The following is a 23892-nucleotide window of genomic DNA, read 5'->3' as shown; positions in this document are numbered from 1 at the left end:
CTAGAATCCGATTTCCTCGCGCAGATCGGTCAACCGGCGCCCATGGTAAGTGAAGTGCTTCGCGCCCTGCGCGGCCGTGCGCGACCCGCTCAATCGGCGCGCGGCCTCGCTCAGGCTCATGCTCGTGCCGGAGAGGCTGACCTGGTTGATGTCGTCGACGGTCACGACGCTTGCGCTCACATTGCCTGCGTGGCCTTCGCGTGGATCCGAGTATTCGAGAACGCTGCCCACGGGGATCCGGCAGGCTTTGAACGTGAACCTCGGTCTGCGTTGGCGCGCGGGCGATTCTCCGGATTGCGTTTCCCCGGCAGGTTCGACTGTCTCCGCGAGCGCGAGCAGCGCTTCGAACAGCAGTCCGCGTTGTCCTTCGTCGAGCGATTCCATGAACCGCGTCAGCTCCTCATTCATGCATGTCCTTTCTCTGGACGAGTACCCTCATGTACTTCTCTCTTCCGTCGACCAGTCCGCGCAGGTTCCCGCCGGTCACCGGCGCGAGCCACCGGCCCGTCGGATCAATATGCGCGCGTACCTCGCCTTTCCTCCTATGCTGGAGTCCTTGTCCTTGATGAGTCCGTGCGGTTTCAATGGCGCCTTCCAATGATGATCCGGCTGTACTTGGCCTTCCTTCGGACGTAGAGCTTGACGCCCGGCCAATATGGCTCTGGGGGGGGGGCGTCAGATTCGGCGTATCAGCATGCGCGCGTACTTCCTCCTGCCGTTGACCGTGGTCTGGGCTCCCGTCAGCGCGTGCGGCGGACGAGGAGACGCTTGTAGACCTTGCGTCCATTGATCCCAGATCTGGTCGAGCGCCGCGGGTGCGCTTCCTCTCTCTCGAGGGCGGTCGGCCTGGTCCTGTGGATGAGGATGCGCCGGTACACGTCGCGTCCCTGGACGCGGCCTCGGATCGGGTCCCCCCATGCGGGCCAGCTTCTCTCTCTCTCTCGAGGGCCGCGTCGTCGTCCGTGGTCTTCCTGTAATCGTTCGCGTCGAGGATTTCGAACTGCTCGGGGCAGAACGTGCCCCACCTGCCGCCGACCAGCATGCTGATCGGCACCCCCATCGGTCCCGTGTAGTCGCATGGGATGTCGGCGACCCGGTCCACGTTGATCGCCCGATAGTTGTCGTATTCGGGATACTCCTCCGGCGTGTACCGCTTGTACAGGTCGATGGGCACGTGGCGGCGCACGTAGTCGAGGTTCGTGAACCAGCAGACGTTCCCCATCTTCGCGAACCGCCTGCCATCCTCGTCGACCTCGACGTTCGCATGGTCGTAGGAGTCGGGCACGAGGAAGCGCTTCGGCTGGTTGACGCCCACCCACAGGCGGCCTTCGCGGATGAGCGGGAACACCTCCTTGTAGGTGATGGCGTTCATCGGCGCGATGACGAGGAATTGTCTGCCGTGGTCCATGAGCTGTTGGATGAACTCGCGTGCCAGGGAGAAAGGGAAGTTGGTGGACACGATGTCGCTCAGGTCGAGGAACCGCTGGCTTTCCTCGCTGCGGAAGTCGCCGTTGCCTTCCAATCGGAGGGTGGTCATCAGCACGGTTCGTTCCGTGCCGGCCACCTGGACTATGGTCTGGCTGACGAAGCGCGGGTCATGCCGCCACTCGTCCGCGTCCACCCCCCCCCAATCCAATATGTTGGCCCAGGTGGGGCGCTCCCGGTCGTAGTGGGTTCCGATGAGCCGCTTCAAGTGGAGGTTCGCGAAGTTCGCCTGGAAGTATTTCCAGAACGCGGATTGGCTTGTGTCGTCGCAATTGCAGTACACGGTCTTTCCGTCGAAGTGGTTGTCGCCTCCCATCTGGCCGGTGTAGTGCTTGAGCTCCGCCTCCACGTCGGAGAGCTGTGTGTAGAACTCGTCGAACTTGGCCTTCTTGGCCGCGTGCAGTTTCCTGTTATCCGCCATGACCGGCTCCCATGCGTCCATTGGAATGAGGCCCGATGCCTCTCCTTTGGCAGACCAATTTCGGTCCGTTCCATGGCGCGCGGGGCGGCGAGCGCGGGGCATTATGGAAATTCACAGGAACCGGGTTCGGGGACGCATGTCTTGGGCGACACGTCCCTCCGGTCGCCCCGTCTCATGGCGGATGCCGTGGTGAAGACTGGGAGATGTCAACGAACGTCAAAAGAGTTTGGAGCTGAGATGAGTACTAGGAGCATGATCGCGGTCGAGCGGAATGACGGCACGTACAGGGCCATCTACTGTCATACGGACGGGGAGCCGGAGCGTGTGGGACGCGTCCTCGAGACCTATTATTCGTCCGACGCGCAGGCCAAGGCCCTGATCCGCTTGGGCGACCTGTCGTGGCTGGGCGAGACGCCGGTGAGCGTGCCGGCCTTCTGGGACATCCGCTTCTACGCGGACATGGCGCGCGGATCGATGCTCGACCGGTGGATGGACCGGTATTGCCGCGCTTTCAGGGACCGTGGGAATGCAGGCGACCTCGATCCTGTGTATCCGGATTCGATGACGCCGGAGAGGGTCCTGTCCTCGTTCGACAGGGGCGAGGGCAACGCCTCCTACCTCTACGTGTGGGACGGGGAGAGGTGGATGGTCGCCGACCATCACGCCGAGAAGCCCGTCCTGACTCCGGTCGCCGACGTGCTGGAGCTCGGAAAGGCCGCCTAGAAGGCCTGCGACACGTCCCACGGTCGCCCCGGTTCCCTGAGCGCATGGGGACGCATGATGAGATCAGACACCGTTTGAAGGAGGAATGGCCATGCGATTGGACGCCAGGGAGCGCGCCATGCTCAGAAGGCTGCGCGCGAAGGGAACGTTGGAACCGATCCTGCATTCGGACGACTGGTTCAATATGACGCGCCTGTCCGGCAAGGGGCTCATCACGCTTAAGGGCGGATGGGCCACGATCACCAGGAAAGGCCTCGACGTGATCGACGAACGGCCGGTCATGCTGGCCCGCCGCCTCATGGGCGAGACCAAGTGGCCGTTTCCCATGCGCCGAGAACCCTCGCCCTCCGGCATGCATCTGCCGCGCGAATACGCGTGGGACCCGCTCTTCGGCGACCCGCAGGCGGATGCGTTCTGCCCGCTGGTCCGGCTCACCCCGTTCAACATGGATGGCACGTTGGAACTGCATGCGGTCGTGTGCGTGGACGGCGGAATCCGGAGCATCCTGTGCTCCGCCGACATTCCCGTCGGCGCGCCCGACTTGGAGCGGCGCATCCTCGCCTACTACCAGAGGCTCGGACGGTTGATGGCGGAGGCGGAGGGTCTGCGCGAGGATTACGCGAGGCTCGGCCAGCGTCTCCGCACGCTCATGGCCGAAAACACGATGGACAGGGCCGCGTGAGAAAGGAGAACCCATGGAGAAAGACAATATCCGCGGCACGATGCGGGTCACGTTCGAATGCACCCCATTGTTCGGGAGCATCGAGGAACAGCTGAGGGATTTCGTCCCCTCGGCGCGGCTGATATCCCTCGAAGTGGCCTGCCCCAAGTGCGGCGGCAAATGCAAGTACAAGGAAATGGAGGACAAGGGCCTGTCCTCGGGATGGGAATGCACCGCCTGCGGATGGGCCAACATCCTCAGCTTCCTCTGAAAGGAGACCATGATGCTTAACGACACTGAGATCCGATGCCTGCGATGGGCGCGTGACTTCGCCCCGCTGGAGGACCCGGACCCCCACGGACCCTACGCGGCCGTGGACGCGAAACTCAAGGCGAAGGGGCTCGTCGCCGTCGAGGACGGACACGTCAGGATCACGGCGAAGGGCCTCAACTGCCTTGATATGAGGTCGGTGCGTTTGGCGTGCCGGCTCGTCGGGAGCATGCCGGGCGGCGGGGAACAGGCTCCGTGCAACGGGTGGCCTCTGCCCATGCGCCGGTACCGTGAGAACGGCGAGCATTACATGGGGTACGCGTTCGACGAGCGATTCGAGCGGGGTATGGACGGCGACTTCACCCCCCCGGTCTGCCGACTCTCCATCCGCAACGACGAGGGAAGGCTGAGATTGCATGCCGTGTTCGACGCGAACCGTGTCATCCATTTCCTCACGACCATTCCCGTGGACGCGCCCGACCTTGAGCATCGCATCCGTCTCGCCTACGTCAAACTGAGGGACTTCATGGTAGAGGCCGTCAAGCTGCGGCGGGACTACCTGCAGATCTGCGAACGGTCCCGCCGATTGGAGGACACGTATTTCGAGGGGAACCGCGCATGAGCGAACTCATCCGACTATTGCGCGACTACGCGCGCACCATCCCCGACCGGACCGACATGGACCGGATCGCACGTGACCTCGACGACATCGCCGACGAGATGGACATGCAGTCGGACGATCGCACGCCCATCAACGAACTGCTCGAGGGGTTCTTCATGTGCCCTCTCTGCCGTCGGCACAAGGATCATTGCGAATGTGGGATCCTCTCGGGCGGCACGCGCATCCAGGCCGAATGGTTCAGTCCGGAGGAACGACGGGTCCTCCATTACGCAAGCCGGATCGGCACTGTCCGCGACGACGGCGTGCCGCCGCGCCTGTACGCCGACGGATACCTTGAGCGCACGCAGGTCGCGCCCGGAACCATGGGCGGCATGCTCACCGAGAAAGGCGAGGCCGCGGTCGCCGCCATCGAGATCGCCAGCGAGAGGAAAGGATGACATGGAGCCGGTGAACTGCATCTACGCGTTGGACGGCCGGAACCGCGTCCACATCTTCCGCGGGACCGGCGCGTGGAGACGCGACGGCGGGCCATATTCGCGCATCCCCGCGAAACAGGCGGCTTTGCTATTGCGCGAGGAGTTCGGAGAACGTTTGCCAGGCCACCTCCGATCCCATCCGAACGAATACGTGTGGCTGATGCGGAACACCGCCCCTCTCCGCGTGCATGATCTCGAGCCGTTGCGCCGGTATCTGGTGCGGCGCGAAGGCAACAATTGGGAGCGCGAGGTCTGGACGCGTTGGACTCCGTTGCAGACCTCGCGCGACTACGACCTGGCGATGAGGCTCGCTTCCCTGTGGCGTGAGGCGGATGGGTACGGCAGCTGGACGGTCCGTTGGGAACCCGGGTCAAGCGTCGAACGCCGGTGCGAGCACTCGCGCTGCGGATACATGGCGTTCCGCGGCTTGGAGCCCATGACCCCGCGGCTTCGCGCCAACCTGCTGAAGCTGATCGACATGTGCGAGCATCCGCTCTCGGACAGCGCGGAGCAGGCACGACGGCTGACCGACGCCACCTACAAGATGCACGTCTTCGATGAGGAGATCTGACGGACGACACGAGACCACGGTCACCCGGAGCAAACAGCAGCGTTCCAAGGCAAGATGAGGCCATACCGACAAGCACAGGAGGGTTATGTATGAGTGAATGGGGTCAGGCACCGCGTCCCACTTATGAGGATATGGAGCTGCCTGTGACTGGGTTCGCAAGGAACGCCAGCACGAAGGCGGCGCTTGATCTGCTCAACGGTGACAAGACCGTGGGCGAGTGGGCTGCAAACGCCTCTACCTCCATGGCCCTCGCGGAATTGGAGGCAACGATCCGGAAGGAAGCGAAGGCCCTGACGGAACACCTATTGAATGACTACGGAGAACATATTCCTCCCGACATGGCGGCCCTGTGGATTGCCAACCAGATACAGGAGCGCATGAAAACACTGACGGAAACCTTCGCACAAGAAGCGTATCGAAACGAAAACAGCAAGGCGAACATCGCGAGGGCCGTTGGCATCCGCCAGCAAAACGCGAATATCAGATTTCCCCATCTGGAGGACTGACGGACAACACGATTCCACGGTCGCCCTATTCCCGGATAAACATGGAGACGCATGATGGAGTCACTAGAAACAGGATTCAGGAAAGGAGCCGGGGATGAGGGCCGAGGACATCGACCGCCTGCATGAACTGCTTGGCGAATACCTGTCGGAACAGGCGGCGAAATACGCGAAGGGCTCCGATCTACGTGTCGTCGGCTGGCAGCTCGAGGACGTGGAGGTGTGCGCGCTTCGCGTCGACACAGCGGACGGTTTCAGCATGAGTCTTGATTTGGATGCTGACCTGCAGGATCTTTTCGATGTCAGACTGAACCGTCCCGTGGGCGTCGATGTCAGTGGGACCGGCGGAGAGCAAGGGGAAGGAAAGCGATGAAGGTCAGCGAGCTGATCTCCGGTCTGGAAGCGTTCCGGCGTGAGCATGGCGACCTCAACGTGAAGGTGCTGGTGCACACGTTCGACGACGATCGTGAGGTGGATGTGCCCGGGGTGAGCCTGCTGCACATGTTCGCGGGCCGTCTCTCCCTCGAGGAGGTCGAGGAGCGCGGGCTCGACTGGTTCGAGGTCTTCGACGACAGATCTAAGGTGTACGACCGCAACAACGGCAAGACCCACAGGGTGGAGGCGCGCGCCGTCCTCGACCTGCCGGGGCATTTCTAGAGAGAGGGGAGAAACGATGGATGGTGAGTTGCCCGAATGCCGTCTGGCGATGGTCTGCGACAACTGCGACAGAGTGCTGAAAACCATTCCGGACGGACTTTGGGTCTGTCCGAACTGCCACTCGTTTTGGCATGGCGGCTTCCTAGGCGAAGGCACCAAGGCGGAAGGCATCATCGCGAAGGAGGAGGAGCCCGATGAATGGGACGAATGATATCAATAATTACGCTTGTCAATGGTGCGGTCACACGCTGGCCCAGGTCGAGGACCATTGGGAGTGCCCGTACTGCGACCGCCTGTACGAGACGCACGAGCTCAAGGCGTTCCGTTTGCGCTCGCAGGCGATCCGCAGCATGCTCCTGCGCCATGGCTTCCATCCTCTGGTGGTTCCGCAGGTCGGCCGGTCCCGGACCCATTGGGTCCTCTCCGCGAACGTTTCGGACGGGCCGGACGGCACCACACGGACCAGCATCCCCGGATTAGACGATGCGAGCCTGCGCGAGACCATGGGCGACTGGAACCGGGAGATCGCGCGCGATATCAGGATCGGCTTCTGGCCGTGGAGCACGGGTCGATGAGCGCGTGGACATGCCAGCCGCCGACCATCGGCGTCGACACGAACGACAGGATCAGGTTCGACATACCAAAAGGCTCGGCGCTCACGGACGACAACCTCTTCCTGAGAAACACGGGCGCGCACACATATATCACCCGGGACATGCTGCACGCATTCCGCGAGCGCATCGACCTGATCGACGACTTCCTCAAGGATTTGGAGGCATTGGATTGATCGGCTGCCATGAGGATCTGCTGGATGGGCTCATGCGCCTGACCGACAGGAACGCCCTCGAATTCGCGAGGAAGATCATCGGCGCGACCATCGAGGAACGGGCGCGCATGCCATGGGACGGCATGGTCACCTCTTGGCCAAACCATATGGAGATGCAGGTGCGCCAAGACCTGCCATATGGGGCGAAAAGGCGCGTGGTGCGCACGCTCTGCCAGATCTACCTACTGCATTTATGCGAGGGCGAAACCCGTTTCAAGGAGGGCATTAACCTACCCCGATCGTTGCGCGGCCAATTCTGACCTGCATGTCCCATCTCCGGAGGCGGCTTATCTTGTGACAGCCTCGAGCACCTCGTGCGTTGCCTTGACCGTGAAGCCTCTCGTGCCGGTGACGTCTCCTTTGTAGACGGATTTCGGCATGTACACCATCCGCGCGGGGATCGACCTGGATTCGTCCCTGACCAGCCCGAGGCAATGTTCGCTCGTGCCAACGCCGAGAAGGAACACGCCTTTTGTGATCTCGTACACGGTCATTCCGGCGCGCAGCCTCAACGCTTCGGGCAGCACATCTGCCTTATCGATCGCGTGCCCTTTCGACGTGGTGTAGTCGAGGCGATGCATGTCGATTCGTTGCCCTGAGAGCAGGTATTTGTAGAAAAGTCGGGCGGCCACGGGGCGAAAATCTTTTCGGCCCTTCCTGTACCACAGTCCGGTCAGATGCGGCAGTTGAGCCCGCTCCCAGTGGACCTGCAGGTCGAAGCCATCCTCGCAGTACAGGAACGTGTCTCTGTCGGCAAGATGATCCTCGTACCATCGGGCTGTCTCTCTTGCGTGGGCGAGGAGCTCGGTGTCGTCCACGCTTCGTTCCTCCGATATCCGGTTAAGAAGAATGCGGAGGGGCGATGACCAATCGCCCCTCCGACGGAGGGAATCATTCGTTACTGTCGGCCATATGACAACCCCTTCGACCCATGGGATCTCCGGTGCTCTACGCAGGCTCATCTCCCGATGCTTCGGCCGCTGCTGACCTACAACGCCCATTCACGCCATTCGTCGGTCGGACGAACGGGATGCGTTTGCGATGGCTGATTCCTACCGTTCCAGCCCCACGACCCAACTCCGGACGGGATAAAGTCGGAACGTGGGCCTTGAGGCGTACCTTCAATGTACCGCGCCCTCTCCTCGACACACCCGGCCCTTCTCCAACGGTGGACGGCCTTGCCCCGCGTTCGTGGGCCTGCGATGACGCATATGAGACCACGATGGATACGTTCATCTTCAAACCTCATGGGAAGGATCAGGCCATGCTTCTCACTCGCCGTCGCGTCATCCCGCTGCTGTTCCTGTTGGTGGCCGTGTTCGCGCTGGCGATGCCGGCGCATGCGGCGGAGAAGGCGCCGGTGGATCCGCAGGGCGGCATCTACGTGCAGGATGAGGCGAAGGTGTTGTCGTCGGCGACGAAACGGCATGTGAGGGATGCGAACGGGCGGATGGAGAACGGCAGGCTCCACGCCCAGTTGTTGGTCGTGACCCTCAGGAGTCTTGATGGCGAGAGCATCGAGGACAAGGCGCACGACCTGTTCAACAAGTATGGTGTCGGCGGCACGGGGGCAGACGGCCAGGATTCGAACGGCCTGCTGTATCTGGTCGCCGTCAAGGACCACAAGCATAGGCTGGAGGTCGGCTACGGGTTGGAGGATGACATCCCCGACAACAAGGCGAAGGAACTGCTCGACAATGTGGCCAAACCCAGTCTCAAGCAGGGCGACTACGACGAGGCCGTCACCAAGGTCACGGACCGTCTGGCGGATTGGACGAAGGCGGGCAAGCTCGACGTCAACGCTGACACCAGCGACCGCGTCGTCTCGACGCTCGTGTCGCTCGCATTCGCCATCGTCCTCATCATCGTCTTCACGCGCATGCCGTCGCGCGGCGCATACGCGGGCCCCGTCGTCCTGTCGTCCGGGCCGCGGTATTCGGGCGGCGGATTCTCCTCGTCCGGAAGTTCGGGTTCGTCGTCGTTCGGCGGAGGCCGGTCGGGCGGCGGCGGGGCATCGGGCAGTTGGTGACATAGGAAACGCCAGGAAAGGAAACGAATCATGGGACAACAGCAGAACGGCGCGCGCAAAAGCACCAAGTGGGTCGTGCCCGCCGGCATCGTCGCGGCCATCGTCGTGGTCGTCGGCGTGATGCTCGCCGGCTCGTACAACGGGTTGAACGCGATGCGCAACAAGGTCGACTCCCAGTGGGCCCAGGTCGAGAACGTCATGAACCGCCAGAGCCAGTTGATCCCCAATATCAACGCGACCGTCAAGGGCCAGATGGAGCACGAGACCGACATCATGGAGCAGGTGTCGAAGGGCAGGGCCGGCTACGCGCAGGCGGAGGCCGACCCGTCGGCGTCACGCAACGAGAAGCTGGCGGCGGGCGACGAGATGAACAAATCGCTCAGCCTCTACGTGAATGCCATCAAGGAGAGCTATCCGAACCTCGGCTCGGACCAGAGCATCCAGTCGATGGTCACCGAGCTGGAAGGCAGCATCAACCGCATCAGCCAGGAACGCCGCACCTACATCCAGACCGTGAACGAATACAACACGAAGGTCACCAGCTTCCCCGCCAACATCACCGCCGGCATGATGGGCTTCCAACGCATGAAGCAATACACGGCGCCCGCCGGCACATTGGAGACCCCCAAGGTCGAGTTCTAGGCCCGCATCGCAATATGAAGCCGGCAAGACCTAGCGTCATTCATCGCATCGATTCGGTGATCCATGGAATGGCGAACGCGAGGTTGCTGCCTCGCTCCAACGAATGCGTTCCCTCCATCGCATACCTCCATGAAGCCTCCCATGATGCCGGACTTCCGTGCATCATGGCCAATGAGTCCAGCATGGCCCGGAACTTATTCGGGTCGGCGGCATATCGCGCCGCCTGCCGGGCGGAGACTCCCATCTTCTCTCGTTCCGATAGGTTGCCCGTCTCTCCGACGAACGCATGCTCCAGATTCCGTGACACGTGGAACAATCGATAGGGGATTTCGCACCTCCTGCCTTTGAGGGCATTGCAGGCGATCAAAACATCCGCGCTGCGGCGCTTCTCCGCATGGTCCGCGAGGGTGAGGCCGGGATCGGGCGTGAACGTCAGGTTCTCCGTGTACGAGATTCCCTCCGCGCCTGACTGCTGGACGATGTGGTCGTCGGGAACGAACGCGCCGTCCAGGTCGCACACCTGCATGATGCATCCCAACTGGGCCCATTCCAATCCGCGGGACCTCAGATGTCTGTCGACGAGTTCACGCACAGTGTCCCTTGCGACGGGCTTCGGGAGGAATCCGTTGCGTTGGAGGAATGTCTCCGCGTGTCTTGGCGCGGTGAGCACGTCGCACCGGAACTCCACGTCCTGGAACGCCTTGCCTCGCTCCATTGCGCTGAACGCAGGCTGCAATAGGTTCGCGTCGCTCGACCCCTCCACGACCATCAGCACGATCCGGCGTCTACTCATCAAGCTCCTCCGGATGGCTGGCCAGGTAGAGGCCGTTGCCGAACATGCGGGGCAGCGGAGCATCGTAGATGTCCGGCCCCTGCCATCCGAACTCGCTCGCATCCAGGTAGCGTTTGCGCTGGTTGTTCGACGCGGATTTGCGTGGCATGGTAAGGAAGCGGTCGGTGTTGTCCGTGCCGGTGGTGCGGATGCACCTGCCGGGAAGCAGCTCCAACGCGCGTAGATTATGCGCGGTGAACACCAGTTGTCCCACGCATCCGTCGGCCAGCTGGGTGAGCATGTCGCCCAACAGGAATTCGAACACGCCCGCATCGATCTCGTCGACCGCGACCAAGGCGCTCGGATCGTTGTACGCGTGCTTGAGGTAGCCGAGCAGGGCGGTGATTCGTATGATGCCCTCCGATTCGCAGCGGAACGGCACCATGCTGTCGCCGCGCTTGGAGAACAGTTCGGCCATGATCCTATCCTCGCCGTCGTCACCCGAGGGGGCGGGCCGTGTGCGTAGTTCGACGCCCAGCCCCGGGATGAGCGTGGGCAGTATTCGGTCGAACGATGCCACCGTCCGTTCCAAACGATCCGCTTCGCGGGGTGTGAGGGGATTGGGCTTCAATAGGTCGAAAAGGCTTTCCTCCTTGCCTTCCGGCGTTTCCTCCATGATGGGGATGAAACTGTAGGAAGCGTAGTTGCTGCGCCTGGTCGTGGACACGAAGATGTCGTTCAACGCGTATTCGCATAGGCATTGCCTGAGTTCCGCGAACTCCTTGAACGCGGAGTCGATGTAGGCGACCGACCGCGCCGCCATGCCGTCCGGGGGCATCATGTCGGAGATCAGGTCGAACAGGTATTCCGGGGTCCAGCCGGACATGGCCGCGCGGCGGGCGAATAGGAACGATGTGCCTTCCGCCCACGCGCGCTCGGCGGTTCTTTCGATGGTCTGTCTCATCAAGGGGACGGAGCAGATGCTTCTCCACACATAGGCGGGCATGTCCTCGAAGCGGCCGTTTTCAAGGTCGGCGAGCCGGTGGGAGACGAGCTCGCGGCCCATGTGCTTCGGGTCCTCGCCGATGCGCACCGCCTCCTCAAGGACCTTCGCGCCCATGTCGTCTGGCTCCGTTTGCTGGAGGACCGTCCGGTATTCGAGCCATCGGACCGGTTTTTCTTCCCGTTCGATGCGAAGGCGGACGGTCATGGTCGCACGGTGGGTGTCCGTGTTGATGACGTCGCCCGCATGCTGGGGCAGTGGCCGGCCGGAGAGCAGGCAGCGGAGCAAGCCGATGGCGTCGATGACGGTCGTCTTGCCGCTGCCGTTCTGCCCGTAGATGCCGGTCACGCTGCCACCCTGGGGCAGGTCGTCGAACGCAAGCTCTCCATGCCGGATGTTCCTCATGTCATCGAGGATCAATTTCTCGAGTCGAATCATAGGCCCTACCACTCTCCAAAATGTATTTCATCAATTTTTTATTGACTGAACCATATTTTAGTCGGGTGTGGAGACGTCTTTCGTGTTCAAAGCGTTAGATGCATCGACTTGAGTTCCGTGCTGTCCGCATCCTTCTGCCCCGCGTCCGCGGGCTCGCCCATTCGCTTCGCCCCATAGCGTGGGATGCAATAACCCTTGGATAGAAGGAGAAGAAATGGCATTCGTCATCATCATCAGCATCCTCGCCATCGTGACGCTGCTGGCGGGCATCTTCATCGTCCCGCAGCAGCAGGCGTTCGTCATCGAACGCCTCGGCAAGTATCATCGGGTCGCGGGCGCCGGCATCCACGTGAAGATCCCCTACGTCGACCGGATCGTCACCAAGACGAACCTGCGCGTCAACCAACTCGACGTCCAACTCGAGACCAAGACCCTGGACAATGTGTTCGTCACCGTGGTCGCGTCCACCCAGTTCCGTGTGACGCCGCAGGACGTGGCGACCGCCTACTACGAGCTCAGGGACCCGGCCTCGCAGATGCGCTCCTACATGGAGGATGCGCTGCGCTCCGCCGTCCCGGCCCTCACCCTGGACGACGCGTTCGCGCGCAAGAGCGACATCGCCGCCGACGTGCAGCACACGGTCGGCGAGGAGATGGCAAGGTATGGTTTCACGGTCATCAAGACCTTGGTGACCGCCATCGATCCGACCGACCAGGTGAAGGCCGCCATGGACTCGATCAACGCCGCCCAACGCGAGAAGGAGGCCACCCGCCAGCGCGCCGAGGCGCAGCGCATCCAGATCGAGACCCAGGCGGCCGCGGAGGCGGAGAAGACCAGGCTGCAGGGCGAGGGGCAGGCGAACTACCGGCGTGAGATCGCCAACGGCATCGTCGACCAGATCAAGAGCCTGCAGGCCGTCGGCATGGGCATCGACGACGTGAACCATGTCGTCCTGTTCAACCAGTACCTCGACGTGATGCGCAGCCTGAGCGAGTCGGGGAACGCGAAGACCGTGGTCCTGCCCGCCTCCACGCCCGGCGGATACCGAGACCTCTACACGCAGTTGACAGGCGCGTTGGAGACCAGCGGCAAGTGACCATATCGAGTGGGCCGACGCGCACCGAGAACTCGGCGTCGGCTCACTCGATATGCTGGATGTCCCATTCCGCGATCTCGCCCTGCTTGGCTTTGCGTCGGATCGTGGGGTCTTCGACGGAAAGCGCGAACAACGTCCGCGGAACATAGGCGTCGCCGTCGGTCGGCAGCAGTCCCAACGCCCACTCGTTGTTCCCGAAGAATATCGCCGCATACCCTTTGGCCGACACCACCACCTTCGTGGCCGACGTGAGCGCCAACGCCATCGGCAGCACCCTGTGCTTCTCCCGCGTCCACTTGAGCGTATCGGGCTTCCGTCCTGGCTCGTCGATATGGGCATATGGGTCGGTCGGCTTCACGCGGTTTTCCAGACGGACGCCTTTTCTTAGTAGGTCGTAGAACTGTTTCCGCGGTCCGGGAATCCGCTTCGCCTTGTCCTTGTAGTACTCCCATCCACACAAATGAGCGTACTGCTCTTTCCTCCACAACACCGTGAATCTGGTGTGGTTTGCGTCCGCGCAGACAATGGTCGAACTGCCTCGGTCGACCAGCTTCTGGCACAGGGACTGGTAGCGGCGCGAAAGACGCAGAAGCCGTTCCTTCTCTTCCGTCGTGCTCGACATGCGCCTTCCCTCTGGCATCTAAGAAAAACCAGGGGCTCCTTTGCGAGGAACCCCTGGACCAAGGCATGTCGGAGAATCACATCCACTGCGGGAAATCATCCCGATCACAAGGAATCGGGAATCGCTACCAGGATCGCTTCGATCGGATCCTCGGATCTTGGACCCGTCGCTCTCGCAACGACGTGAACGCCGATGACGGGTCGCGGCAGATATCCTCCGTTATGCCAAGTGAAGTCTTCGGTTTCGTGGCGCTTGGACGGCGAAGCGAAACGAAAACCTCAATCCCGAGTATATGGCACAGGTTCTTCCCGGTCGAACTGTCCGCGTTTCGCATGACACACACCCCGGTCGCCCCTCTCCGGCATGAGGTGCGCGGCGGATGATTGGGACGCATACGGGAACCGACAGCGAAAACGATTCAAGGAGAGCGATCATGGCGGACTTCACCGGCTGGCAGGTCAGCATCAAGAAGGACTACACGAGGGACACGCAGGCCTATCTTGCCGGCCTCGATGAATGGGAGAAGGACTTCGAGTCTGACGGCACAATCGAAAGCGAGAACTGGACCGACGTCGAGGGCGACGTCATCGTCGCGCGCATCCCCGAGCGGGACGGCGAAACGTTCGCGCGCGAGGACGTGGAGCATAAGGTCGGGATCTGGTACCCGGAGGCAGATCTGAGCATGTTCCGCATCGAACATCTCACCATGCAGGGGAATGACCTCGGCGAGCTCGTCAGGGAAACCGTCTGGAGCAAGTTGAGCCGGATCATGGTCCACGACGGTGCCGAACTCCAATACGCGAAGGCCGACCGCTACGACGACGATTATGAGGACGGATGGGGCTGGACCTACGCCGACGAGACGGAGACCGCCGCGTTCCTCGATCACAAGGCTTGCGACATCACGGAATCGCAGGACTGGCCGCATATCGACGACTACGCCGACGGACGCGACGGCGTGGACCTGCTCGTCGGATTCTCGGATGGCACGCATTGGCGCGTCAAGGGCTGGAGCATCGGCGACCTGCTCCTGTCCGGCACCGGCATCCAGCCCGTCAACGATTGAAAGGAAGGCAAAACGATGGCAGGCAGCATTCTCGGGTACATGGGATTCCTCGACCACGGCAAGAACGTCCGGCTGCACATGGACGACGATCATGTCTACGAGCTCGCGCCCGGGTGGGACGAGGACCAGACCGCCTATTACGGCATCCTCACGACGGTGTCCGTCGCTCCGCTCGCGGCCGCCGACAAGACCGAGCGCGCGCCGATCGTCGTGTTCAAACGGCATGTGATGGATGCGGCCAACGAAAGATACTGATGGAACGCCGGTCCTGATGGGGCGGCGGCCAACCGCCCCGACCGGTGGAGCCATTCGTTACTGTCGGCCATATGACAACCCCCGCGGAGGTTCCGCGGGTACTCTACGCGGTCTACACCATGGTGTCTTCGGCCTCCGCTGACCTACACCGCCCATTCTCGCCACTGCCGTCGGCCAAACAGCCTGGGATGCGGTTGCGAAGGCTGGCTCCGCCGTTGATTCTAGCCTGCCCCGCGCCCGCTGGCGCCGATTGTGGACGCATGTTCTAGCGTGAGTAACGGAGGTGTTCGCATTGGATCCTTGGCTATCGTTCCTGCTCGGCATCCCGACCGGCATCCTATCGGCCAGCCTGGCTTTCGCCATGCGCCGGCTCGCCCGCGGGTTGAGATCCACGTCGGATTACGAGCCGGATGAGTGCTTCTGCGGGTGGACGAACAAGGCGCCGGATGATGTGGCGCGTCGCCCTCTGTTCCTGAAGTGCACTTTCTGGGCGCATTTGGCCCTCCGGCATCCTCGCATCATGCTCCTCGGTTTTCGCTTCGATCCACGGAAGTACTGGATGGAGGCTTGGAAGTGCGGCGAACGGGTCGAGGGCGTGATCTCCGTGCTTGAGGATGGCGTTGGCTTGAGCCGATACAACAGGGACGACGTCGTCCTATGGGATGCGAAGGGCCGTCGCCTGCCGGGCGTCTCGCATATCAAGCGCAACAGGAGGCTCAAGCATAGGAGGCTGTGGAGGAGATGAGCGGGACCAAGCACAGAGCAAAACCGGCATGGAGGACGGACGTCCCCTACGACCTTGGGCTTATCCGCGGCGCAGTCGGACGGCTGTCAATCCCCGGGGGCGAGGGATGCTGCGCGAGCGTTTGGCGCGACGAGACCCTATGCCCGTGCGACAAGCCCGTCGTCGCGATCCGCCGCTGGCACGCGGGCGAATACGACGATGACGGCGAGATCGGTCCCGAAGGCGTCTACGACGGCGTGTGCAAGGCGCACGCGGTGCACGATGTGATCCCGTTGGGCGAGGTGCTGGAAGCGGCGAGGGGAGGCGGACGATGATCTGGTTCAAGCGCAGGCCTAAACCGGAACCGGACTACCGTTGCCCGTTCTGCCATGAGCCGCCGCGCATCGTGGCACGCAGGCGCAACGTGCTTGTGGACGACGACAATCCGCTGGCCCACAGGCCCTTCGAGCGGTACATCGTGCACCAGTGGCGCGAGACCATCGTCGAATACTCGCTGCGCTGTCCGAACGGACATCTCGGCACCGACTGGTGGGAAGGCCACCAATTCGCATGGGACGAGTGGAAACGGATGGTGGCGCGATGAACCCATGGGTCTCCTACCTAGACTCGCGAGAGCGCGCCCGCCCTTAGGCGGGTGGTGAATCGCGACACGCCTTCCGGTCGGTGGGCGTATAGCTCGTTTGTGTTGCTTATCTTGTGTTTCGTTGATTTGGGGAGGTGGTTCGTATGGCGATCGGCAGGTCGGCTTTGTGGGTTCGTAACCAGGCAATCAAAACGGCGCAACGTAAGACCCGTGAGCGTCGCGCACGTCAGGAGTGCCGGACGTTCACGGTGAAGGTGGATTACCGCAAGCTCACGGTCGCACAGAGAGATGCGTTGAACGGCTTGTTCCGTGACGCGAAGCACCTGTACAACGACGTGGTCTCGGCGGAGAGCATCAAGGGTTATGTGATTCCGTCGGTGGTGACGGTCACTCTCCCGGACGGGACACGGGAGGAGCGAGCCCTCGATCATATTGGCGCGCAGACGAAGCAGGGCATCGTCCGGCAGGCGAAGGACAACATCAAGAGTCTCGCCGGGTTGAAGAAGACCGGCCACAAGGTCGGAGCATTGAAGCGCGTGAAAAGCGTGGACAGCATTCCGCTGAAGCAGTTCGGTAGGACCTACGCCATCCATGGCAGTTACATCCGCGTCGAGAAGGTCCCCGGGTGGATGCACGTCACCGGCATGAGACAGATCGGAGAGGGTTGGAAGCCGGCGAACGCAAAACTCCTGCGCAAGGCCAGCGGCTACTATCTTGCCGTCACCTGTTATAGGGACAAGACCGACTCCGTCGAAGCTCGCGAGCCGGAGATGCCCATTGGTGGCATGGACGCGGGCATGAAGACGGACCTGACCGAGTCGGATGGCACCGAAACCAACCGACGCTACCCGGACACCGGCAAAGCCCGGTATTGGGCGCGGCGCATGAGCAAGCGAGACAAGAATTCGCGGGGATGGAGGGCGGCGAACCGCCTATATCGGAAGGAACAGGAACGACTCCAGTCCCAGCGGACATGCGCGGCCCGTGAGGAATATCAGCGCCTCGTCGCCGGTCCGACCCCGAGGTACGGGACCCTCGTTGTCCAGGACGAGCAGATAGCCAACTGGATTCGTTCCTATGGAGGAGCCAAGCTACACGGCGGCATACTCGGTCGCTTGTACGCCATGCTCAAGACCGACCCGCATGTCATCGTGCTGAACAAATGGCAGCCGACCACCGCATGGTGCCGCCTATGCGGATGCCGCACGCCCACGCCGCCGTCCGAGAGGATATGGCGTTGCGCGTACTGCGGTGCCAAGGAGAAACGCGACCTCCACTCCGCTTTGAACATGATCGCCTTGAAGGATAGGGCGTTGAGCCACGGGGACCTGCGCAAGCCACGTGACGTGCCCGTCGGACCGTACTGCGCCTGCAGGGCCTTCTAACCCACGCCTACCACGACAACAACCAGACCAACGACCGGCACAACACAGGATTACCCCGTGAACGGGGTTGCGGTAGCATCGCCAGCCACGATCCGCCCACACGTAAGACCAAAGGAATCCGACGAGATTCCCGGCAATGGGGCGAAACCCGCGAAGCCGTCACCTTCAGGTGGCGCGTAGTTCACCGGCCCGTCTGCCTGGAGCATGCGCGTCATGCGCGGGACCTGCGGCCCATCCTCGATTTCAAGGCCGACTGGTCTTGGCATGACCATGTAGCGCATAGGACGGTCGCCCAGGTATTGGACGAAGTCCACGCCCAGCAGCGCGGCGAAACAACCGCGGTGGAGAAGCCGGAGCGATGTCGGTGCGAGTGTTGCGGCCGGAATGCCGGGAACGATACGAGGTCGTCAGTTCGTGGCTGTTCGGCCACCACGAATACAAGATATGCGAGGACTGTTATGCACAATACGCTTGGTGAATCGAAGCCATTGGAGTCATTGAACCATATCAAGGGCCGAATCAACGCGCTCTTCCCGGCTAAAGGCCAGTCGATCCTGCTGCGCGACATGTTCGTGATCGAACGCGACGGGCGCGCCTACGCGCTGTTTCCCGCGCTGCGCTCACGCCTGGACGGGACGTTCATCGGATACCGTTGGGTGGTCTACGACGTTGATTCCGACGCCGCGCTTCCCCTCGACTCGGACCGGTACTGGGAGCTGCAGATCAAGAGCCTGCCGATGATCGATGCGACCACGCCGACCCCGAGCCGCCTAGGCCCGGAGGAACGCCGCAGGTTCGACAGGCGATTGGATTCGTTCGCCCGCATCCTGCTGGAGCGTGGACGCTTCGACGGGCTGGAGCTCGCCGAATGGCTCAAATATCTGGACGAACGCGGCCCACGGGACACGAAGGCCTTGGAATGGACCTACGGATGGTTCCGCGAACACTATTCGGAGGACGCCACGGCATGACCAGAAGCGGATCCATCGCCTCGGACCATAGGCCCATGCAAGGGAAGATCCCGCCGGAGGGGGAACGCATCCCAGCGCTCGTCGAACGAACGGTGGAAAAGATCGAACGGCATGCCAAAGAATCCTTGAAGCCGTTCAACCCGTTCGGCTCGGTTCATTTCGATTGAGAAGGAGAGCCGATGGCTCCGTGGCTGATCTACATGCTGGGCATGCTCACCCCGTTCGCCGTGGCGTTGCTCGCGCTCGCCGGGTACCTGTTAGTCGCGGGTCTGCGGCCGAGGCGTTGGATCTGGACCTGTCTGACATGCGGGAAGCATATCAGGTGCGGCAACGCGCTGATGCGATATCTCAAGGCATTCCTTCACATGCTCTTCCATCATCCCCGTTGGCTGTGGGTGGAGCACAGGTATCCGGCGAGGCACCGGTATACGGCCGTCGTCGACGGCGAGACGGTGACTGGTCAGATGTGGCTGTACAGGAACCACGACGGGTACGGGATACAACCTGACGGCACCATGTATTCTGACAACTACGTCGATCTCTTCGACAAGGAGGGCCGTCGGCTGCCGGGCGTGGGCAGGATCACGCGCATCAAGGAGGGGAAACGATGAACAAGATCAAGGAGCGTAACGGGGCGGTGCCGGGCATGGTGCGCCGGGAGCTGAACAAGGCTTGCGGGGATGTGGCGTTCACACTGCTGTTCCTGATTCTGCTTGAGGTCCTGCCCGGAGCGGTCGACGGCAGCTTCCTCTCCAACGACCTCGTCAACTCCCACACGCTCACGCCCCTGCTCGCCATCGCCGCGATGGTGGCGGCCATGCGGATGGTGGACCGGATCGCGGTGGCGTCGGGCGCCGCCCGCCGGTGGAGTCGGATCGTATGTTCGCTCATGCCATTGTTCCTATTGTGGTACGTGTGGTTCCCGCAGGCGCCTTCCTGGTTGCGCGCCCTGCTGCTTGTCGGCGTGTGCGTCGGCGTGGCGCTGTCATTGATCTTCGTGTCCTTCCTCGCCCGCCAGTGGTGGACGGGGAAGTGGAGCATGGATGATCCGGACCGTCGGGCCTACGACATGGAGTGGCGTGCCGTGTGGCCCACGCTGAAGGTGCGTCTGGTCACGGACCCGCTGTCGGTCAATAGGATGGATGCGGCATGGTTGCGCGACCGGCTCGAACTCCTAGACGACGGGGAGCGCGGGGAGGCCCTGCGGCTCTGGGACTGCCTCGACAGGGGGATGATGACCGTAGGACAGTCGAAACGCCTGTGCGAACTGATGGAAAGGAGCGGTCGGTGAACGATCCCATGGATGATCCGGAGGAGGAGAAGGCCAGGCGCGCACTCAAATGGACGCTTATGCTCAGTCCGTTGTTGCTTGCGGTGGCAGCGCCCCTGTTCATGAGCATCGTCGCAGAGCCTGGGTACGACCCGGTCCGGGACAAGTGGCTGTTCGTGGCCGCCGTCATCCTGACCTTCGTTGTCTGCGCCGCGCTGTCGAACATCACGACGATCCTCGTCGGGTATGGTATCGGAAACACACGAGTCACCGTCTGCGCCATGATTCTGCCCTACCTGCCGGGCTTCGGCCTTCTGCTCCTCGCCCTCAAGGAGCCGGTGTCTCTCGGACTCTGGCTCCTGCCCTGCGTGCTGGTCGTGACGTTCATCGTCTGTGGCGCGGTCCGTTCCGTTAGACGGTGGCTTTGCGAAACATCCGGAAATCGGACCATCTACTGAGAGAAGGAAGGATCGAGTGAACCTGAGCTGGGAACAACGGCTCGCCTATGAGGCGAAGATGAACCGGCTTCCCGCCGAACTGCGGGACAGGATTCTCGCCGAGGTTCCGTATGCGAGCCTAGTGTATGTGGCCGGCAGCCGAGCCTACGGGTTGAACCACGAGGACTCCGATTGGGATGTACGCTGCATGACGCCGCCCACGTTTGATGAGATCTGCTTCCAGGAGGACTTCAACGAAAGGCATCTGGATGGCGTGGATGTGACGCTTCGCAGCGTCCGGAAGACATTGACCATGCTGTGGCGGGGCAACCCGAACATCATCGAATTGTTCGCCCTGCCGGCCGACTGTCTCCTGTACGCGGATTCGATAGGCCGCCAGGTCATCGGCCTGAGATCACGCCTATTGACCCGCTCGTGCCTCAAGCCCATGGAGGGCTACATGATGCACGCCCGCCACATCGCGTCGAGACCCACGAGCGAACCGGAGCGCGCCCGCAAGGCGATGATGCACGCCGTCCGCATCCACAGGATGATGCTCGAACTCGCCCAGACCGGACGATTGAACGTGCGCCGCGCCGAAGACTGGTCCGAACTATTGGACATCCGCGAACACGGACGCGACCCCAAGGAACTCGACCGATTGCTCGACATCCATGACGGCGAGCCGGCAACGGTAGACGGCTCGAACCTGCCGGAGCCGTTGGATGAGAACGAATTCCGCGATCTTGTGCGGCCGATTCTCATGCAGACGGCGATGATGGCATTGCGGGACGCATGAGAAAGGCATGTCGGTTACTATTTGTAACCGGCTGTGGTATGATTGCCCGCATAAAAGGCGGCGCAGGATTCTCGAGGAATGCCCGGGATCCGGAGGTGGCAAGGAGGAAGCCATGACCGACTACATACCAAGGGCGGCGCGAAGCTGGATCGAGCTATGCCTGAGTAAATGCAGCGACAATCAGGTACAGAGGCTCACCACGACATGGGAGACAGGGCCGGACGACAGGCGTCGAAGCCGCGAGGAAATCCACGAATACGTCATCCGCGCCACCGAGCGCGACACCACGCTGAACCGCGTCGCGACGATCAAGGCCGCGGAAGGCGCCGGAATATCCAAGGTCATCATCACATGCCGCGAAGGCGAGACCGGCAAAGAGAACCGCATCGTCTCATACGAATCGTATCCGACGCTCGCCCTAGCCGGGCTCAAGGAATTTTCCCCGGACTTCTTTTTCACGCAGGACGGCGACCCATGGGAATCGGAGGAGCCGACCATCGACAAAGACCCGTACCGCAAGGAACGCAAAGCGGCAAGAAACGCGGTGCTGGATGCCATCGAATGGGTCGGAGACCCCGACGGGCGTTCCTCCCCATTGTCCTGCGCCGAATTCAAATGCCTCCGCGAAGGCATGGGATTGACGACGGCATGGCTCGCCAACCGCTGGAACGTCGCCGAATACAGCGTCAAAAGATGGGAACGCGAACGCCTGCCACCGGCCGAATACGCCGACGACCTACTGGCGCTCAAAGGCACGTTCGACGCCGCCGTGGACTCCATACGCCCCCAGACTCGGGCGACCGTCCCCCGAACCGAAGCCGAATCACCAGACGGCATGCCCGCGGCCTGGCACAGAAGCATCGCCCAGCATGCATCAGACAGGAACAAAGCCATGCGCATCTCATTCATCCCCGCCCTCGAAGACAGGTAAGCCCCGTCGAAAGACGCGGGCCTCTTCCACCACGACGCCAAAACCCATCGTTCGAACGGCCCCGCGCACGGACGATGTCACTGCGCTATGGTCGGACGCCAGGATTCGCTCCTGTGTCGCCGACGACGATCGTTGTTTTTGCTCCCCGCCTTGGCGGGGCTCTCCCATGGGGCATTCCAGAAATCGGAGTGTCCCACATCCCATATCACAGCAAGACAATGAGAGGAGCACAAGCGATGATAGGAATCAAGGAGAACGCCGACGAGGCGACCATCCGCAAAGCGTTGAAGGAATTGGATTCCCAGCGGTTCAGGAAGATCGAGGACACGGAACGAGACCACGACCTTAAGGTAGAGCATCTGGTCCTCGCCAAGGAGAACACGCTGGCCGGTCTGTTTTCCGAGGGAAGCGTCGAGGTCGAGGCGTGGAAGGTCTCTTGGAAGGCCTACTCGTGGTCGACCGGCCGCGAGTTCGACATGGGTGCGATGATCGTCGACGTGATCCGCGGCTGGAACCAGGGCGGCGAAGGCAGCGGAGAGCGCACCCGATGCCTGTTCGACATGCCCCGTGACGACGGGGAGCTCGAGGCCATAGGATTGCTGTGCCTGCGGGGCAACCTGCCGTCGAAACGACTCTGGGAGGAACTATGACGTCCCACCCGTATTACATTTCGAAGGCGCGTCTGGAACTCGACCGGCTCGAAGCGCCCGACGCCGACCCCACGGAACTCGCCTCGTGGGCGGAGCGGGCGACCGGCGACATGATCGCGTTCATCACCGCGGACGGCGGGATCGTCGGCCACGGGCGTTATATCCAGGACGGGCCGCACTTGGCGACCGCCGTCGCCGACAAGGAGACCTGCGAAAGATACGGGATCGCCGCCAGTCTCGCCGGCATGGCGTGCGCGCATATCGAGCGCAAGCTCGCCCAGCCGGTGCGCATGGTCAAGGCCAGCGCCGTCATGTGACGACTGTTCGCGTCGTCGCCGCGGTCCGGCCCCTCTTCCCGCAATGGGTGGAGGGGCCGGATCTTTTTCCGCCCTTTCCGACATGTCCCACGGTCGCCCCATCCAAGCATGGGGGACGCATGCGATAGTCGGGACAGCGAAAGGAAAAGCGATGATCGACCCCAGTATCCTAAACGAAACCGATTCCAGGTTCGTGGAGCCCTGTCCGGTCTGCCAGCGGGAGGTCAAGCCCCTTGAGGACGAAACGGGCGCCGTGTTCCTCGCCTGCAGTGAGCATCCCGGACTCGGGCAGGCTGCGCTCGACGAGCGTGGCATCGAGGGGATGGTCGGGGAGTGGAACGGGCTCGCGGACGATTGGCGTCTGTTCGCCGACGCGGCATGCGCCGAATGCGACCGGCAGGGGTGGGACGGCACGCCACGTCTGACGGCGCGCGAGGACGTGGAATGCCCCTACGTGTGCTCATGCGAATGCACCAAGGCCTTCGGCGTCACATGGCGTAAGGCGTTCCACGGGTGGAAGCGTGAGACGGACGAAAAGCACGCGGCATGGGAGCGTCGCCGCCGCGCGTTCACTCAGGCGGACATGGTGATCCTCCGGATCGAGGAGATGAGGAGCATGATCCGCGTGGACGGGGACGCCGAATAGACGGGACGGGAAGGAGAACC

Annotated in this window: 38 protein-coding genes; 32 read left to right on the top strand and 6 right to left on the bottom strand. The window is 62.3% G+C overall.

Annotated elements, in window-relative coordinates; all coding sequences use genetic code 11:
• Together AC1AUD_RS05170 and AC1AUD_RS05165 are read right to left on the bottom strand one after the other, a co-directional pair.
• Positions 1-408, bottom strand: a complete 408-nt coding sequence (locus tag AC1AUD_RS05170; protein WP_476572735.1) for a hypothetical protein — start codon at positions 406-408, stop codon at positions 1-3.
• On the bottom strand, positions 401-1906 hold the full coding sequence (locus AC1AUD_RS05165) for an adenine-specific methyltransferase EcoRI family protein (protein WP_476572733.1): 1506 nt from the start codon (positions 1904-1906) through the stop codon (positions 401-403). Before AC1AUD_RS05165 ends, AC1AUD_RS05170 begins: the two co-directional genes overlap by 8 nt.
• Before the next feature lie 237 nt (positions 1907-2143).
• Here AC1AUD_RS05165 and AC1AUD_RS05160 point away from each other — a divergent pair, with 237 nt between their 5' ends.
• The 13 genes from AC1AUD_RS05160 (at position 2144) to AC1AUD_RS05100 (ending at position 7475) form a co-directional block, all read left to right on the top strand.
• Positions 2144-2629, top strand: coding sequence for a hypothetical protein (locus tag AC1AUD_RS05160; protein ID WP_476572731.1), 486 nt, complete (start codon positions 2144-2146; stop codon positions 2627-2629).
• A gap of 91 nt (positions 2630-2720) precedes the next feature.
• Positions 2721-3311, top strand: coding sequence for a hypothetical protein (locus AC1AUD_RS05155; protein ID WP_476572729.1), 591 nt, complete (start codon positions 2721-2723; stop codon positions 3309-3311).
• A gap of 13 nt (positions 3312-3324) precedes the next feature.
• Positions 3325-3561, top strand: a complete 237-nt coding sequence (locus tag AC1AUD_RS05150) for a primase-helicase zinc-binding domain-containing protein (protein WP_476572728.1) — start codon at positions 3325-3327, stop codon at positions 3559-3561.
• Positions 3562-3570: 9 nt separating this feature from the next.
• Complete coding sequence (locus AC1AUD_RS05145) at positions 3571-4182, top strand: hypothetical protein (protein ID WP_476572726.1); 612 nt, start codon at positions 3571-3573, stop codon at positions 4180-4182.
• Positions 4179-4619: a hypothetical protein gene (locus tag AC1AUD_RS05140; protein ID WP_476572724.1), complete on the top strand. Its 441-nt coding sequence runs from the start codon at positions 4179-4181 to the stop codon at positions 4617-4619. Before AC1AUD_RS05145 ends, AC1AUD_RS05140 begins: the two co-directional genes overlap by 4 nt.
• A 1-nt stretch (position 4620) precedes the next feature.
• Positions 4621-5229, top strand: coding sequence for a hypothetical protein (locus tag AC1AUD_RS05135; protein WP_476572722.1), 609 nt, complete (start codon positions 4621-4623; stop codon positions 5227-5229).
• 89 nt (positions 5230-5318) lie between these two features.
• Complete coding sequence (locus AC1AUD_RS05130; RefSeq protein WP_476572720.1) at positions 5319-5735, top strand: hypothetical protein; 417 nt, start codon at positions 5319-5321, stop codon at positions 5733-5735.
• A gap of 94 nt (positions 5736-5829) precedes the next feature.
• On the top strand, positions 5830-6105 hold the full coding sequence (locus AC1AUD_RS05125) for a hypothetical protein (protein WP_476572718.1): 276 nt from the start codon (positions 5830-5832) through the stop codon (positions 6103-6105).
• The gene (locus AC1AUD_RS05120) at positions 6102-6389 is read left to right on the top strand and encodes a hypothetical protein (RefSeq protein WP_476572716.1); all 288 of its coding nucleotides are present in this window, start codon (positions 6102-6104) and stop codon (positions 6387-6389) included. Before AC1AUD_RS05125 ends, AC1AUD_RS05120 begins: the two co-directional genes overlap by 4 nt.
• Positions 6390-6405: 16 nt before the next feature.
• The gene (locus AC1AUD_RS05115) at positions 6406-6600 is read left to right on the top strand and encodes a PHD finger domain-containing protein (protein ID WP_476572714.1); all 195 of its coding nucleotides are present in this window, start codon (positions 6406-6408) and stop codon (positions 6598-6600) included.
• Complete coding sequence (locus AC1AUD_RS05110; RefSeq protein ID WP_476572713.1) at positions 6584-6964, top strand: hypothetical protein; 381 nt, start codon at positions 6584-6586, stop codon at positions 6962-6964. Before AC1AUD_RS05115 ends, AC1AUD_RS05110 begins: the two co-directional genes overlap by 17 nt.
• Positions 6961-7176: a hypothetical protein gene (locus AC1AUD_RS05105; RefSeq protein ID WP_476572711.1), complete on the top strand. Its 216-nt coding sequence runs from the start codon at positions 6961-6963 to the stop codon at positions 7174-7176. Before AC1AUD_RS05110 ends, AC1AUD_RS05105 begins: the two co-directional genes overlap by 4 nt.
• Positions 7173-7475 carry a hypothetical protein gene (locus AC1AUD_RS05100; RefSeq protein WP_476572709.1) on the top strand — a complete coding sequence of 101 codons (303 nt, stop codon included), beginning with the start codon at positions 7173-7175 and terminating at the stop codon, positions 7473-7475. The genes AC1AUD_RS05105 and AC1AUD_RS05100 overlap by 4 nt, the downstream gene beginning before the upstream one ends.
• Before the next feature lie 27 nt (positions 7476-7502).
• Here the strand turns inward: AC1AUD_RS05100 and AC1AUD_RS05095 are convergent, their stop codons facing one another.
• On the bottom strand, positions 7503-8033 hold the full coding sequence (locus tag AC1AUD_RS05095) for a PBECR4 domain-containing protein (protein WP_476572707.1): 531 nt from the start codon (positions 8031-8033) through the stop codon (positions 7503-7505).
• Positions 8034-8479: 446 nt separating this feature from the next.
• On the opposite strand from AC1AUD_RS05095, the gene AC1AUD_RS05090 reads away from it, so the two are divergent.
• Together AC1AUD_RS05090 and AC1AUD_RS05085 are read left to right on the top strand one after the other, a co-directional pair.
• A complete protein-coding gene (locus AC1AUD_RS05090; RefSeq protein WP_476572705.1) occupies positions 8480-9244 on the top strand; it encodes a TPM domain-containing protein in 765 nt (254 codons plus the stop codon).
• Positions 9245-9274: 30 nt separating this feature from the next.
• Entirely contained in the window at positions 9275-9886 is a 612-nt protein-coding gene (locus AC1AUD_RS05085; RefSeq protein WP_476572703.1) for a LemA family protein, read from the top strand.
• Positions 9887-9926: 40 nt separating this feature from the next.
• Here AC1AUD_RS05085 and AC1AUD_RS05080 read toward each other — a convergent pair whose 3' ends face one another.
• Both AC1AUD_RS05080 and AC1AUD_RS05075 read right to left on the bottom strand, forming a co-directional pair.
• Positions 9927-10679 (bottom strand): hypothetical protein, encoded by a 753-nt coding sequence (locus AC1AUD_RS05080; protein WP_476572701.1) that lies wholly within the window; start codon positions 10677-10679, stop codon positions 9927-9929.
• Complete coding sequence (locus AC1AUD_RS05075) at positions 10672-12099, bottom strand: AAA family ATPase (protein WP_476572699.1); 1428 nt, start codon at positions 12097-12099, stop codon at positions 10672-10674. Before AC1AUD_RS05075 ends, AC1AUD_RS05080 begins: the two co-directional genes overlap by 8 nt.
• A 214-nt stretch (positions 12100-12313) precedes the next feature.
• Between AC1AUD_RS05075 and AC1AUD_RS05070 the strand changes: the two genes are divergently transcribed.
• Positions 12314-13195, top strand: coding sequence for an SPFH domain-containing protein (locus tag AC1AUD_RS05070; RefSeq protein WP_476572698.1), 882 nt, complete (start codon positions 12314-12316; stop codon positions 13193-13195).
• Between the two features lie 43 nt (positions 13196-13238).
• On the opposite strand, the gene AC1AUD_RS05065 is transcribed toward AC1AUD_RS05070, so the two are convergent.
• Positions 13239-13817: a hypothetical protein gene (locus AC1AUD_RS05065; protein ID WP_476572697.1), complete on the bottom strand. Its 579-nt coding sequence runs from the start codon at positions 13815-13817 to the stop codon at positions 13239-13241.
• Between the two features lie 433 nt (positions 13818-14250).
• On the opposite strand from AC1AUD_RS05065, the gene AC1AUD_RS05060 reads away from it, so the two are divergent.
• The 16 genes from AC1AUD_RS05060 (at position 14251) to AC1AUD_RS04985 (ending at position 23872) form a co-directional block, all read left to right on the top strand.
• On the top strand, positions 14251-14883 hold the full coding sequence (locus AC1AUD_RS05060; RefSeq protein WP_476572695.1) for a hypothetical protein: 633 nt from the start codon (positions 14251-14253) through the stop codon (positions 14881-14883).
• A 15-nt stretch (positions 14884-14898) separates the two neighbouring features.
• Positions 14899-15138, top strand: coding sequence for a hypothetical protein (locus tag AC1AUD_RS05055; protein WP_476572693.1), 240 nt, complete (start codon positions 14899-14901; stop codon positions 15136-15138).
• 292 nt (positions 15139-15430) lie between these two features.
• A complete protein-coding gene (locus AC1AUD_RS05050; RefSeq protein WP_476572692.1) occupies positions 15431-15883 on the top strand; it encodes a hypothetical protein in 453 nt (150 codons plus the stop codon).
• Positions 15880-16197: a hypothetical protein gene (locus AC1AUD_RS05045; protein ID WP_476572690.1), complete on the top strand. Its 318-nt coding sequence runs from the start codon at positions 15880-15882 to the stop codon at positions 16195-16197. The genes AC1AUD_RS05050 and AC1AUD_RS05045 overlap by 4 nt, the downstream gene beginning before the upstream one ends.
• Positions 16194-16466, top strand: coding sequence for a hypothetical protein (locus AC1AUD_RS05040; RefSeq protein WP_476572688.1), 273 nt, complete (start codon positions 16194-16196; stop codon positions 16464-16466). Before AC1AUD_RS05045 ends, AC1AUD_RS05040 begins: the two co-directional genes overlap by 4 nt.
• Positions 16467-16609: 143 nt before the next feature.
• Positions 16610-17851 (top strand): zinc ribbon domain-containing protein, encoded by a 1242-nt coding sequence (locus tag AC1AUD_RS05035; protein ID WP_476572686.1) that lies wholly within the window; start codon positions 16610-16612, stop codon positions 17849-17851.
• A 458-nt stretch (positions 17852-18309) separates the two neighbouring features.
• Positions 18310-18822: a hypothetical protein gene (locus AC1AUD_RS05030; RefSeq protein ID WP_476572684.1), complete on the top strand. Its 513-nt coding sequence runs from the start codon at positions 18310-18312 to the stop codon at positions 18820-18822.
• Positions 18823-18857: 35 nt separating this feature from the next.
• Positions 18858-18989 (top strand): hypothetical protein, encoded by a 132-nt coding sequence (locus tag AC1AUD_RS05025; protein ID WP_476572682.1) that lies wholly within the window; start codon positions 18858-18860, stop codon positions 18987-18989.
• Between the two features lie 12 nt (positions 18990-19001).
• Positions 19002-19433 (top strand): hypothetical protein, encoded by a 432-nt coding sequence (locus AC1AUD_RS05020; protein WP_476572681.1) that lies wholly within the window; start codon positions 19002-19004, stop codon positions 19431-19433.
• Positions 19430-20113, top strand: a complete 684-nt coding sequence (locus AC1AUD_RS05015; protein WP_476572679.1) for a hypothetical protein — start codon at positions 19430-19432, stop codon at positions 20111-20113. Before AC1AUD_RS05020 ends, AC1AUD_RS05015 begins: the two co-directional genes overlap by 4 nt.
• On the top strand, positions 20110-20550 hold the full coding sequence (locus tag AC1AUD_RS05010; protein ID WP_476572677.1) for a hypothetical protein: 441 nt from the start codon (positions 20110-20112) through the stop codon (positions 20548-20550). Before AC1AUD_RS05015 ends, AC1AUD_RS05010 begins: the two co-directional genes overlap by 4 nt.
• A gap of 16 nt (positions 20551-20566) precedes the next feature.
• Positions 20567-21328 (top strand): DNA polymerase beta superfamily protein, encoded by a 762-nt coding sequence (locus tag AC1AUD_RS05005; protein ID WP_476572675.1) that lies wholly within the window; start codon positions 20567-20569, stop codon positions 21326-21328.
• A 112-nt stretch (positions 21329-21440) separates the two neighbouring features.
• Entirely contained in the window at positions 21441-22259 is an 819-nt protein-coding gene (locus AC1AUD_RS05000) for a helix-turn-helix domain-containing protein (protein ID WP_476572673.1), read from the top strand.
• A gap of 236 nt (positions 22260-22495) precedes the next feature.
• Entirely contained in the window at positions 22496-22909 is a 414-nt protein-coding gene (locus tag AC1AUD_RS04995; protein ID WP_476572671.1) for a hypothetical protein, read from the top strand.
• On the top strand, positions 22906-23226 hold the full coding sequence (locus AC1AUD_RS04990) for a hypothetical protein (RefSeq protein WP_476572669.1): 321 nt from the start codon (positions 22906-22908) through the stop codon (positions 23224-23226). Before AC1AUD_RS04995 ends, AC1AUD_RS04990 begins: the two co-directional genes overlap by 4 nt.
• A 151-nt stretch (positions 23227-23377) precedes the next feature.
• Entirely contained in the window at positions 23378-23872 is a 495-nt protein-coding gene (locus tag AC1AUD_RS04985) for a hypothetical protein (RefSeq protein ID WP_476572667.1), read from the top strand.
• The last annotated feature ends 20 nt before the right edge of the window (positions 23873-23892 follow it).

It is taken from the genome of Bifidobacterium sp. LH_730, from assembly GCF_056355835.1.
The sequence above is the reverse complement of the archived record's forward strand: the minus strand, read 5'-3'. Positions and strand labels throughout refer to the sequence as shown.

Excerpts from the sequence above, each read along its gene's own strand:
- AC1AUD_RS05170 (WP_476572735.1), bottom strand. The coding sequence starts at position 408 with ATGAATGAGGAGCTGACGCGGTTCATGGAATCGCTCGACGAAGGACAA.
- AC1AUD_RS05165 (WP_476572733.1), bottom strand. The coding sequence starts at position 1,906 with ATGGCGGATAACAGGAAACTGCACGCGGCCAAGAAGGCCAAGTTCGAC.
- AC1AUD_RS05160 (WP_476572731.1), top strand. The coding sequence starts at position 2,144 with ATGAGTACTAGGAGCATGATCGCGGTCGAGCGGAATGACGGCACGTAC.
- AC1AUD_RS05155 (WP_476572729.1), top strand. The coding sequence starts at position 2,721 with ATGCGATTGGACGCCAGGGAGCGCGCCATGCTCAGAAGGCTGCGCGCG.
- AC1AUD_RS05150 (WP_476572728.1), top strand. The coding sequence starts at position 3,325 with ATGGAGAAAGACAATATCCGCGGCACGATGCGGGTCACGTTCGAATGC.
- AC1AUD_RS05145 (WP_476572726.1), top strand. The coding sequence starts at position 3,571 with ATGATGCTTAACGACACTGAGATCCGATGCCTGCGATGGGCGCGTGAC.
- AC1AUD_RS05140 (WP_476572724.1), top strand. The coding sequence starts at position 4,179 with ATGAGCGAACTCATCCGACTATTGCGCGACTACGCGCGCACCATCCCC.
- AC1AUD_RS05135 (WP_476572722.1), top strand. The coding sequence starts at position 4,621 with ATGGAGCCGGTGAACTGCATCTACGCGTTGGACGGCCGGAACCGCGTC.
- AC1AUD_RS05130 (WP_476572720.1), top strand. The coding sequence starts at position 5,319 with ATGAGTGAATGGGGTCAGGCACCGCGTCCCACTTATGAGGATATGGAG.
- AC1AUD_RS05125 (WP_476572718.1), top strand. The coding sequence starts at position 5,830 with ATGAGGGCCGAGGACATCGACCGCCTGCATGAACTGCTTGGCGAATAC.
- AC1AUD_RS05120 (WP_476572716.1), top strand. The coding sequence starts at position 6,102 with ATGAAGGTCAGCGAGCTGATCTCCGGTCTGGAAGCGTTCCGGCGTGAG.
- AC1AUD_RS05115 (WP_476572714.1), top strand. The coding sequence starts at position 6,406 with ATGGATGGTGAGTTGCCCGAATGCCGTCTGGCGATGGTCTGCGACAAC.
- AC1AUD_RS05110 (WP_476572713.1), top strand. The coding sequence starts at position 6,584 with ATGAATGGGACGAATGATATCAATAATTACGCTTGTCAATGGTGCGGT.
- AC1AUD_RS05105 (WP_476572711.1), top strand. The coding sequence starts at position 6,961 with ATGAGCGCGTGGACATGCCAGCCGCCGACCATCGGCGTCGACACGAAC.
- AC1AUD_RS05090 (WP_476572705.1), top strand. The coding sequence starts at position 8,480 with ATGCTTCTCACTCGCCGTCGCGTCATCCCGCTGCTGTTCCTGTTGGTG.
- AC1AUD_RS05085 (WP_476572703.1), top strand. The coding sequence starts at position 9,275 with ATGGGACAACAGCAGAACGGCGCGCGCAAAAGCACCAAGTGGGTCGTG.
- AC1AUD_RS05080 (WP_476572701.1), bottom strand. The coding sequence starts at position 10,679 with ATGAGTAGACGCCGGATCGTGCTGATGGTCGTGGAGGGGTCGAGCGAC.
- AC1AUD_RS05075 (WP_476572699.1), bottom strand. The coding sequence starts at position 12,099 with ATGATTCGACTCGAGAAATTGATCCTCGATGACATGAGGAACATCCGG.
- AC1AUD_RS05070 (WP_476572698.1), top strand. The coding sequence starts at position 12,314 with ATGGCATTCGTCATCATCATCAGCATCCTCGCCATCGTGACGCTGCTG.
- AC1AUD_RS05065 (WP_476572697.1), bottom strand. The coding sequence starts at position 13,817 with ATGTCGAGCACGACGGAAGAGAAGGAACGGCTTCTGCGTCTTTCGCGC.
- AC1AUD_RS05060 (WP_476572695.1), top strand. The coding sequence starts at position 14,251 with ATGGCGGACTTCACCGGCTGGCAGGTCAGCATCAAGAAGGACTACACG.
- AC1AUD_RS05055 (WP_476572693.1), top strand. The coding sequence starts at position 14,899 with ATGGCAGGCAGCATTCTCGGGTACATGGGATTCCTCGACCACGGCAAG.
- AC1AUD_RS05045 (WP_476572690.1), top strand. The coding sequence starts at position 15,880 with ATGAGCGGGACCAAGCACAGAGCAAAACCGGCATGGAGGACGGACGTC.
- AC1AUD_RS05040 (WP_476572688.1), top strand. The coding sequence starts at position 16,194 with ATGATCTGGTTCAAGCGCAGGCCTAAACCGGAACCGGACTACCGTTGC.
- AC1AUD_RS05035 (WP_476572686.1), top strand. The coding sequence starts at position 16,610 with ATGGCGATCGGCAGGTCGGCTTTGTGGGTTCGTAACCAGGCAATCAAA.
- AC1AUD_RS05030 (WP_476572684.1), top strand. The coding sequence starts at position 18,310 with ATGCACAATACGCTTGGTGAATCGAAGCCATTGGAGTCATTGAACCAT.
- AC1AUD_RS05025 (WP_476572682.1), top strand. The coding sequence starts at position 18,858 with ATGCAAGGGAAGATCCCGCCGGAGGGGGAACGCATCCCAGCGCTCGTC.
- AC1AUD_RS05020 (WP_476572681.1), top strand. The coding sequence starts at position 19,002 with ATGGCTCCGTGGCTGATCTACATGCTGGGCATGCTCACCCCGTTCGCC.
- AC1AUD_RS05015 (WP_476572679.1), top strand. The coding sequence starts at position 19,430 with ATGAACAAGATCAAGGAGCGTAACGGGGCGGTGCCGGGCATGGTGCGC.
- AC1AUD_RS05000 (WP_476572673.1), top strand. The coding sequence starts at position 21,441 with ATGACCGACTACATACCAAGGGCGGCGCGAAGCTGGATCGAGCTATGC.
- AC1AUD_RS04995 (WP_476572671.1), top strand. The coding sequence starts at position 22,496 with ATGATAGGAATCAAGGAGAACGCCGACGAGGCGACCATCCGCAAAGCG.
- AC1AUD_RS04990 (WP_476572669.1), top strand. The coding sequence starts at position 22,906 with ATGACGTCCCACCCGTATTACATTTCGAAGGCGCGTCTGGAACTCGAC.
- AC1AUD_RS04985 (WP_476572667.1), top strand. The coding sequence starts at position 23,378 with ATGATCGACCCCAGTATCCTAAACGAAACCGATTCCAGGTTCGTGGAG.